The sequence below is a fragment of the Bradyrhizobium sp. NAS80.1 genome (genome assembly GCF_001908205.1).
Lineage (GTDB): Bacteria > Pseudomonadota > Alphaproteobacteria > Rhizobiales > Xanthobacteraceae > Bradyrhizobium.
Genome location: NZ_LGHL01000117.1, coordinates 37,848 through 46,868 on the forward strand (window position 1 = coordinate 37,848; position 9,021 = coordinate 46,868).

9 protein-coding genes and 2 pseudogenes are annotated in these 9,021 nt (G+C 61.6%); 5 read left to right on the forward strand and 6 right to left on the reverse strand.

The window, feature by feature from the left end; all coding sequences use genetic code 11:
- Positions 1-11 precede the first annotated feature (11 nt).
- Together AC629_RS48960 and AC629_RS48965 are read right to left on the reverse strand one after the other, a co-directional pair.
- Positions 12-476 carry a hypothetical protein gene (locus AC629_RS48960; RefSeq protein WP_245331994.1) on the reverse strand — a complete coding sequence of 155 codons (465 nt, stop codon included), beginning with the start codon at positions 474-476 and terminating at the stop codon, positions 12-14.
- 391 nt (positions 477-867) lie between these two features.
- Positions 868-1,167: pseudogene (locus tag AC629_RS48965) on the reverse strand (DUF937 domain-containing protein); the annotation flags it as partial.
- Between the two features lie 473 nt (positions 1,168-1,640).
- Between AC629_RS48965 and AC629_RS25285 the strand changes: the two are divergent.
- From AC629_RS25285 to AC629_RS48970, 3 genes are all read left to right on the forward strand, one after another.
- Complete coding sequence (locus AC629_RS25285; RefSeq protein ID WP_084807646.1) at positions 1,641-2,477, forward strand: enoyl-CoA hydratase-related protein; 837 nt, start codon at positions 1,641-1,643, stop codon at positions 2,475-2,477.
- A 72-nt stretch (positions 2,478-2,549) separates the two neighbouring features.
- Positions 2,550-3,098: a P-loop nucleotide/nucleoside kinase family protein gene (locus AC629_RS25290; RefSeq protein ID WP_210419112.1), complete on the forward strand. Its 549-nt coding sequence runs from the start codon at positions 2,550-2,552 to the stop codon at positions 3,096-3,098.
- A gap of 217 nt (positions 3,099-3,315) precedes the next feature.
- A complete protein-coding gene (locus AC629_RS48970) occupies positions 3,316-3,585 on the forward strand; it encodes a hypothetical protein (RefSeq protein ID WP_084807655.1) in 270 nt (89 codons plus the stop codon).
- Positions 3,586-3,748: 163 nt separating this feature from the next.
- Here the strand turns inward: AC629_RS48970 and AC629_RS49930 are convergent, their stop codons facing one another.
- A complete protein-coding gene (locus AC629_RS49930; protein WP_349531244.1) occupies positions 3,749-4,036 on the reverse strand; it encodes a DUF1127 domain-containing protein in 288 nt (95 codons plus the stop codon).
- Between the two features lie 113 nt (positions 4,037-4,149).
- Between AC629_RS49930 and AC629_RS50695 the strand changes: the two genes are divergently transcribed.
- Positions 4,150-5,319 (forward strand): winged helix-turn-helix domain-containing protein, encoded by a 1,170-nt coding sequence (locus tag AC629_RS50695; RefSeq protein ID WP_084807649.1) that lies wholly within the window; start codon positions 4,150-4,152, stop codon positions 5,317-5,319.
- Between the two features lie 130 nt (positions 5,320-5,449).
- Here AC629_RS50695 and AC629_RS50700 read toward each other — a convergent pair.
- The 3 genes and pseudogenes from AC629_RS50700 to AC629_RS25320 all read right to left on the reverse strand — a co-directional run.
- Positions 5,450-5,896, reverse strand: a pseudogene (locus tag AC629_RS50700) (methyltransferase family protein); the annotation flags it as partial.
- Positions 5,897-5,958: 62 nt separating this feature from the next.
- Entirely contained in the window at positions 5,959-6,555 is a 597-nt protein-coding gene (locus tag AC629_RS25315) for an inner membrane-spanning protein YciB (protein ID WP_084807651.1), read from the reverse strand.
- Between the two features lie 88 nt (positions 6,556-6,643).
- Positions 6,644-7,759, reverse strand: coding sequence for an AraC family transcriptional regulator (locus AC629_RS25320; protein WP_084807652.1), 1,116 nt, complete (start codon positions 7,757-7,759; stop codon positions 6,644-6,646).
- Positions 7,760-8,273: 514 nt separating this feature from the next.
- Between AC629_RS25320 and AC629_RS47095 the strand changes: the two genes are divergently transcribed.
- Positions 8,274-8,477, forward strand: coding sequence for a hypothetical protein (locus AC629_RS47095; RefSeq protein WP_168195585.1), 204 nt, complete (start codon positions 8,274-8,276; stop codon positions 8,475-8,477).
- Positions 8,478-9,021: the final 544 nt, after the last annotated feature.

The window sequence follows — 9,021 nt, forward strand, 5'->3', positions numbered from 1 at the left end:
GCATCTCACGATCAGGCGCGTGAGAGCGTATCGAGCTTTCCGCGAAGCTCATCGATCGTTGGCTTCGCGATGTCGCCAACTCCGGGGACCGCCAGCACCTTGTCGCACATCTGGTTGATGGTCGGCGTTGCTGCCGCGATCAACTTGGCAAGAGCGCTCTTGCCTTCGGGGCTGAGCTTCGTCGCGAGGTCGCCGACGTCATTTAATTGGGTCGCTGCTTCCCGAAGCTTGGGAAGGGCGGCCTGGGCGGAGGTGGCATCCGTGATGGTTGGCAGCACGGATCGCAAGGTGCTCATCGACGAGTTGACCTGGCTCGCCAGATTCACTCCTCCAATCGTCAGATCTGGCGGCGCCAGACCCACGGTTCCGGTCGGGGACTGCACTGCGGCAGGACGCGGCAAGTCGGCCACGGTTTCGTTGGCCTGGCGCCCGGTGGCATACCAGAGAACTCCACCCAATACGACCAGGGCGGCCAACCAATACGGCCATTGCGACGATGCTGCGCTCGATGCGGCCTGAGCTGCCCGACTGGCTCCGGCAATTGTACGCTCCGAGGCGTCGGCAACTCGGCTTCCGGCAGCCGAAGCGGCTGCGGCACCGCTGCGAACGGTTCCCGCTGCGCTGTCGATGAGGCCGGCAGCGCTCAACTGATCGGCTAGGCCGGAGGGAATAGCCGCGGTGATCTGATTTTTTTGCGAGCCGAGGAGCGAGGCCAGCCCGCTTGCATCGAGGCCCGCACTGCGCTGGTGTTGACTCAACGTCCCGAGAACTACGGGGGCGAGCATACCGAGTAGCGACTTGCTGGACCCCCCCGTCGAATCCTGCGAACTTGCCGATCGACTGCGCTATCGCGTCCGTTGCTCCGCCGCCGAACAGGCCGGACAACAGGCTCGATCCGGTTTCCACGAGCGTGTTCTGACCGGAACCGCCGATGAGGCTCTTGAAATTCTCCAGCGATCCAGGCTGCTGCTGCGCCAACGTGTTGGAGAGTTGGCGCGCCCCGTTGGGAGTGGAGGCCACATCCGCGAGACCTGCAAGCAGAGCGGGGACGGCGCCTCCAATTGCCTTTTGCGCGAGATTGCGATCAACGCCTAGCGCAGAAGCGATTTTTGCGATCATGTCAGGGGTCAGGAACTGCATCACAACAGCGATGAGATTGGTTGCCATGCGATCTCTCCATTTTGCTTTTGGTTGTGAGGTGAGTTGTCTCCTTGGCTCCGATGCTGCGGCTTGGTCACGCTAGCCGCATTATGTCTGGCGACTGGCCGCATCAGAAATTGTAGTTCGGGATTGGGCAAGTGAAGCGATCTGGCAGACCGTGTGTCTCGGCAACAGATTTGCGTGACTTGCCAATCGATCCGTTCATCGTGACCAAGCGGCATGTGCACGCCCAAATCTCCGGCCTGTCTAGTCACAACACGGAGAGCGAGTGGCGCGGAGGATCTACATCCGAGGCACTATGCAGTTTAGGCCAAATGGGGCACCCGGTCCGCGTTCTGCGAATGCGCGCTCTCGGCCGGCCGAGCTTCCACCCTCGCGGGTGCCGGCGGGGTGATCTGCGTTAGCCGCCGATGACAACCCTCCTGAACTCGGGCATGACCCTGGCAAGGGCAAAAATGCCTCGAGATCGGGAGGACTGCATGAGCTACCAGCACATCATCGTCGACGACCCGCGTCCGCGCGTCCGGCGCATCACCTTGAACCGTCCGGAGAAGCGCAATGCGCTGAACAATCGCTTGCGCAGTGAAATCTTCGAGGTGCTCGAGCAGGCTGATCGCGATCCCGACGTTTCGATTTCGATTCTGCGTGGCGCAGGCTCGTGCTTTTCGGCAGGCTATGATCTCTCCGCCGACAATCGCGTCGACCAGCCCTATCACTCGGCGTCCGGACCGGGCCAATGGTCGCGCCACGTGGTCGAAGGCTGGTTTAAGATCTGGGATCTCGCCAAGCCCGTGATCGCGCAGGTGCACGGCTACTGCCTCGCCGGGGGCACCGAGCTCGCCACCGCCTGCGACGTCGTCTACGTCGCCGACGACACGCAGATCGGCTATCCGCCGGTGCGGCTGATGAGCCCGCCCGACATGCAGTATCATCCCTGGCTGGTCGGCATGCGCCGCGCGATGGAATTGATGCTGACAGGCGATGCGATGTCCGGCCGCGAAGCCGCCGAATGGGGTTATGCGACGCGATCCTTCCCACTCGCGGAGCTGGACGAGAAGACGCTCGATTTCGCCGAGCGCGCTGCCAAGGTGCCGGTCGAGCTGCAGCAGCTCAACAAGCGCAGCGTGCACCGTGCGATGGAGATCATGGGTGCCCGCGCCGCCATCCGCGCCGGCACCGAGATACAGGCTCTGGCCTTCACGACCGAGGCGAGCAAGGCCTACATGGCCGGTTTCCGCCGCGATGGCGCTAGCGTGAAAGCCCAACTCGACCAGCGCGACACGACGTTCGGGGATTATCGGACGAAGAAGGAGTGAGCAGAGGCGCCCGTCGGCGTCCAGCGGTATCGCGGTTGGGCGTCGGCCGATAGCATGGAGGGACGATGAGGCATGATTGACCGACCAGCTATGCTCATAGTCTTCGGCGGTCTTCCCGGCACCGGGAAGACTACACTATCTCGGGAGCTGTCCAGACGGCTCGCGGCTACGTATCTCCGTGTCGACGCCATTGAACAGACCTTGCGCGCGGAGGGCCATGAAGTCGGTCCGATGGGCTACGCCATAGCCAACGCCTTGACAGCTGAAAATCTCAAGCTCGGCGGTGTGGTTGTCGCGGACTGCGTAAATCCGGTACTGGCAAGCCGCGACGGCTGGCGGCAAACTGCTCTGCAAAGATCGGCACGCATCGCCGAGATCGAAGTGATTTGCAGCAACGTGGCCTTGCACCTGCAGCGGGTAGAAGGTCGTACGTCTGACATCGTTGGCCTCAAACTGCCAACCTGGAACGACATAGTCAGCCGACATTACGAGCCGTGGGATCGAGACCGTTTGGTGCTCGATACGGCCAGCGGTTCAATCGATCATCTGCTCGAACAGGCGGAGATCTATCTTCGCGACGAGATCGGGTGGTCCGCCGCTGGCCGTTCGCCCACTTGGTAGGGCGAGACCGCCATGCCCGCCACGAGGGCAGGGCGGTCCGTGACGATGTCGAGACCTGCTTCAACCGCCCGATCAGGTGCACTTCGCCGGGCCCGTCGCCCCATCCACCGTTGATCTACGTCAATATCACCTTGCCTCCGGCGCTCACGTTGTCGTCAGCCGCCACTGACGCGGCCCCATCACCTAATTGTTCGTCAGCGCGATGAGGAGGATCACCATGTTCCGGAGCAAGCACCTCTCGATCAAGTCAGTGACAGTTGCAGGAATCGCGGCCAGCCTCCTCCTGGGAGTTGCGGGTATCACACTCAATCCGACACCCGCCGGGGCGGTCGTATATTGCCAATACATTGGTTATCCCCCCAGTTGCGTTGCCAGGGCCGGCGTCGTGCTCCGGCCGCGTCCCGTGGCACGCGCTGCCGTCCGGGCTGGCACGGCGAGCGCAACTAATTTGAACGGGGGCGTCAATCGCGTTGGCGTACGCCGGTAGTGGGCTTGTTTGCGGATCACGAACTCTGGCGACAGGCGGCGCCAGGTTCGTGACCCGCTACGCTCTCGCCAGCGTCAATTCTGCTGCGCAGCGATCATCACCGTGTCGGATTTGTGCGGCTTGCAATAGCTGCCGACGACTCCTCTGGTCGCAGATTTTGGTTCTATTCGCCGGATGGGATCCCCCGGGGGTCGGTATCCCGGTGTGAGGCGACATAGTCGATCTCGCTGCGCGTGGTGCCGATATCCTGTAGCTCCCAGTCACTGAGACCGGACAAGGTCGCGTGTACCTTTCGATGCTCGCGCCATTTTCGAAACACAACCCGAAATCTCTCAAAAAATCCGATGGTTCTGACCGGTGCGACGGTCCGTGGCAATCCAATCGTGTCGTAGGTTGAGCTCATCGCGGCAACTCCGCTGATTGATCGACCGGCACGACGCTGCCACACCATCACCGGGCGCGCTTGATATTCGGCTTACATTTTCCTTACCGAGGGCTTATTCTCGCAGGACGATCGTTGCCGCGCTCTCCGGGGACAGAGGGCTAGCCCTGGGGAATGGTGCCATGCGCTATTTCTTCGTGGACTGTGCGTTGGACACCGACCGGCGCGAGTTGCGACGCGGGTCCGATGTTGTACCGACGACGCCACAGGTTCTCGATCTGCTCGAATATCTGATCCGCAGCAGGGATCGCGTCGTCAGCAAGGACGATCTCGTCAACGCGATTTGGAACGGCCGGATCGTATCCGATGCGGCGCTGACGACGCGGCTGAACGCCGCCCGACGCGCGATCGGCGACTCCGGCGACCAACAACGTCTTATCAAGACATTTCCGCGAAGGGGTTTTCGTTTCGTTGCCGCTGTACACGATGAGGATCAGCGTCCAGGCGCTGCGGTGATCTCAGGCGCCCTCGCAGAACCGTCGAAGCTTGCATGCGAGGCGGGCAGGGCGACGGTTTCGATTCCAGATGCCGCTGAAAGAGTCGTTGGCAAACGGCGATTCGATGACTGGCTGGGTCGCCACAGAGGGCGCATAAAGCTCGTCGGCGCGGCGCTGGCGTGGGTTGCCACTATTGGCGCAATTGCAGGCGGCCTTATCGGCTATTGGAATGTCTGGAAGACGATCCGTACCGACGTCGTTCGGGAAGCTCAAAGGATCCAGGCACAACCGACTGTCAGGCCCGAGATCGCGCCTCGTCTCTCTCTGGTCGTGTTGCCCTTCGCCAACCTCAACAACGATCCGGAGCAGGACCACTTTGCCGACGCCGTCACGACAGAGTTGACGACCGGTCTTGCGCGAACGCCCGCCATTTTCGTTGTTGGACGCGAGACCGCCTTTACCTACAGGAACAAGGCGGTCGACCTGAAGCAGCTCGGGACGGATCTCGGCATCCGCTGGGCCGTGCACGGCGCGGTGAGACGCAATGGAGACCAGGTGCGGATCAACGTATCGCTGACCGATCTTCAGACCGCGCGCGACGTCTGGTCAGATCGGTTCGACGGCGAGCGAACACATCTGGCCGCCCTGCAGGGTAACATCACGGCGCGGCTTCTCTGCGTTGCACACCTGCACCTCCGTCAATATGAGCAGGCCATCGAGCAGTGTAGCCGCTCGTTGAATATGACCGGCACGGACTTTCAAGCTTACATAGGTCTGATCTCGGCTTACCGGCCGACGGGGCAGATGGAAAATGCACGAGAAGGCAATGGCCTTGCGGCAGAAGGCACATCCTGATTTTACATTGCGGATTCTTCGCCGGGTGCCGCTCCGCCGCTCCAAGCTTTGGCCAAAGCATTCCGGCGGTCTTGCGATAGTTCATATACTCCTGGGCGAGAGGTGACGTTTCGAACGAGCGCTCCTCGCGATAGGCGGCGGTTATGTTGATTGCGCTGAACGCGACCAGAAATAGCAGCATGATAGGGTGCAAAGTGGCGACAACGCATCCGAGCCAAAACAGGAGGTAGGACGCATAGAACGGATGCCTGATGTAGCGATAAGGACCGGTTCGCAAAACAATTCCAGGCGCTTCCGGGTCGAATGCGAGTTTCAGACGTTTTGATCGGCTCGTCTTTGCCGCCCAGAGGAAGAGCGCGAGGCCCGCCACGAAGATCGAAAGCGCGGCAACGAGCGTACCGATCGCGTGGTTGTCCCGCAGCATCAGGTAAATGAACGCCCCGACACCGAAATAGGAGGCGATGATGCCAAATCGGACCTCCCGCGGTGTTGTGGCCGACGAGAAGTGGCCGCTCACAACCACCACCGCCTTGGTCACATAGCAAAGCAGACCAACAAGCAAGATCAACTTGTCCATGGCGTATCCAGTTTATTGGTTTCAAATCTCGCGTTTGGTTTCATCAGCAGGCGGCGTTCAGGTCATCGCCCCGCAGCGGCCAGCAGCGCGTCGCGTTCAGTGGCCGGCATGGCTGTGATGCGCCGCCGGGCGATGATGCGCATAGCGGCAAATCCGCCGACGAACACAACCAGCTTGCTCACGATGCCGTAGATTGGCATCGCCACGGCCCATGTCGCGAGGTCGCAGGTCAGTGCGACGAATCCATTCACGGCGGCGGAGACGAACATCAGGGCCGCCCATGCGTAGCCGACCATGACCGCGACGTCGGGCACCACGGTCCTTGCGGTGTCGGGCAGGTAGCGATTTAGCCAGCCAGGCTTGAGCATTACGACGCCGACGATCGCGTAGATGATGCTCGGTTTGATCAGCACAAAGTGCGGGTCATTGGTCAACAGCGTCGCGCTGCCGGCAGCGACGACCAGGAACAGGCTCAGCCACTCCATGACGTCGATCCGCCTCCTGCTGACGAGCTGGATGCCGATCTGCGCAGCGCCGAATGTGACGCCTAGGCAGACCGAGAGCATCGTGTTGTGCGTCAGCAGGAACAGCAGAAGAAAAGCAAGGGTTGACGCGAGATCGAGCAGCAGCAGCCGCGCCGCATTGACAAAGTCTCTCATTGGAGGTCCCGAAGCCGTGTCGTCACGGGAAAATTATCCGGAACGCGCAGCGGCAGGCTTGTCGAATTATGAAATCGAGGATCGAATATCAGCTCGAAGGCGCGGTTGGTGGCTCGACGCCCCGGTTTTGCGCCTCGATCGCAGCCCTTCGCCGGAATTCGGTTGGCGTCAATCCGGTATCGGCCTTGAACGCGCGGTTGAACGGCGCAAGCGACTGGAATCCGGCATCGAGCGCGATGGTCAGTACCGGTACCTCGGCCTGGCCGAGGTCGGCGAGCGCGGCCTTGGCTTCGTCGAGCCGATAGCGGTTGAGGAAGGCATTGAAGTTGCGGTGGCCGAGTCCATCATTGATGAGCGTTCGCAGCCGGTATTCCGGCATCCCGAGCCTGGCAGCCAAGAGGCCAATGGTCAGCCCTTCCTTCCGGTAGGTCCGCTCGGTCGTCATCAAGTATTCCAGGCGATTGAGCGAGGCGCGGTCCGGCGCCGACGGACTGACGCGCACGAGCGATCTGGAGACCCGGCTGGCGTCACCGCTCCCGGCATGCGCGCCGGCAACGGCCGCCTGACTCTCGGGCGGATCGAACAGCATCATCCAGATCGACATCAGCGCGGAGACGCCAAGGCCACACGCGACGGTCAGGCTGATGGAGCGCGTCGGAATGGCGGCAAGCCCTGCGCCGGCGCTCAGCACGATCTGACCGCTGATGCCGATCACCAGCGCGACCAGCAGCCGGCCGTGCGCGGTCGTCATTGCCTTGCCCCATCCCTTCGCCGTCTGGCCGACCGCCAGGAGGGCGAACCCGATGGACAATGCCGCCAGCAGCCGCCCGCTTGTTGCTGCAACGCCGGGCCAGGCGGTCCAGCCGTTGTAAGCCACAACGCCGAGGCTGGCCTGGATCGCCCAAATGGCCGCATGCCAGGGACGCAACGTGAAATGCTCGTCGAAGATCATGCGCGCCCACAGCCAAAGGATGACAGGGCTACTCATGGCGAGCGCAACGAAGGGCGAACTCCAGCCGAACGACCAGGTGGGAAAGAAGGGAGCCGTCGAAATTGCGTAGGCCGCACCGGCCACGCCCATGGCGGCACCCAGGCTCGCTGCACGGTGAACCGTCGTGTAGCGCAGCAGCAGGACTGTGCAGACCACGAGGAATAGCGCGACCACCGCACCGCGGAGGCCGAGATCAAGAGCCGTCAACGCCATCGCAATCACCCTCTGCAGGGGTTCAACTCAGGTCCACGTCGCACTGTTATACCCTGACAGACGATCCGCAAGAAATGTCCCGACGCGGCAAAAAGGGACGGTCACGGAGAGGCAGCTTATGGCCCCAGAGCGGGCATCTGATCGCTTGGACCCGTGCCAAAAAATTGCCTGCGCTGCCGTTAAGAGCATCAGGGCAGGATTTTGAAATGAAGCGGCGCGAGTTCATCACGCTGGGTCGCGCGGCAGCGGCGACGTGGCCGCTGGCCGCACGCGCGCAGCAACCGGCGGGCGAGGCGAGGCTACCTTCGGCAAGCGTGGGCCGAGATCAGGGCCTAAGTTCAACTGAAACAGAAAGCGTGCGGGAGGTTTGGGCTAGCGCGAACGTCTTGATCGCTTGAGTTCGGCGACCTGAAACTTCCCGCCGGCGAGCAGGCTGGTGCAATACCACCAGGCTCTATTATTGTCCCAGCCCAAGAACACTTTGGTCTCCTTGCAATCCGCGTAGGATGTGTAGGTGAGTGTGTCTCTGCACGTCGCCGAGAAAGTTGAAAAATACCCCCCCGACTCGCTACATCCAACCCAAGGGGCGTTCCCGGATTTGAAGCTTGTTTCGCAACCACCGTTGCAACTGCTGCTGGCTTTCTCCAGCGTGGCAAGCCTCCCCAATATTGAATTTGGCGCAGCCGATGGCGTTCGAGCGGTTGACGATGACGTTTGAGCGGTCGGCGATCTCCGGCGAGATGCCACTGTGCTTGCCGCCGGGTTCGGCCCATGTGGCCTTGCCACCGGCTTCGGCGCTTCGACGGTGACGGGAGGAATCTGGGCGCCGGAGCCCGTTGCGGTTTGCGACGCTGCCGGGCCGCACAGCAAGACAGTTGACAAGACAGCGACGGCCGATGGTGCGACAAAGCTTGGCGACAATCTCATGACCATGTCCTCGTCGAGAACGGGCATGCGGTCCCCATGCGTACAGGTTACCTCGTCACGAAACAGGCAGCTTGCACGCGCTCAAGGGTGGCGCTTCTAGTTTGGATCGTTTGATTATGCACTCAATACGGGTGTATTGCAACCGAAAGGTGCGTTCGACGGAGCATCTGCTTGGGCCTGGGCCGACGTGCAGCGAAAACCCTGGCATGTCCACTATCATAGAGATTGTGTTGCAAAACTCGTTTCTGACTTGGGGCGAGCTTGGCTTTTGAGTTTCGGCGGTTTCTTTTGGTGCGGGGTGCCGGCGGTTTCCGTTTTGCTTGTGCATTTCAGCA

Excerpts from the sequence above, each read along its gene's own strand:
- AC629_RS25285 (WP_084807646.1), top strand. The coding sequence starts at position 1,641 with ATGAGCTACCAGCACATCATCGTCGACGACCCGCGTCCGCGCGTCCGG.
- AC629_RS50695 (WP_084807649.1), top strand. The coding sequence starts at position 4,150 with ATGCGCTATTTCTTCGTGGACTGTGCGTTGGACACCGACCGGCGCGAG.
- AC629_RS49930 (WP_349531244.1), bottom strand. The coding sequence starts at position 4,036 with ATGGTGTGGCAGCGTCGTGCCGGTCGATCAATCAGCGGAGTTGCCGCG.
- AC629_RS48970 (WP_084807655.1), top strand. The coding sequence starts at position 3,316 with ATGTTCCGGAGCAAGCACCTCTCGATCAAGTCAGTGACAGTTGCAGGA.
- AC629_RS25290 (WP_210419112.1), top strand. The coding sequence starts at position 2,550 with ATGATTGACCGACCAGCTATGCTCATAGTCTTCGGCGGTCTTCCCGGC.
- AC629_RS25320 (WP_084807652.1), bottom strand. The coding sequence starts at position 7,759 with ATGGCGTTGACGGCTCTTGATCTCGGCCTCCGCGGTGCGGTGGTCGCG.
- AC629_RS25315 (WP_084807651.1), bottom strand. The coding sequence starts at position 6,555 with ATGAGAGACTTTGTCAATGCGGCGCGGCTGCTGCTGCTCGATCTCGCG.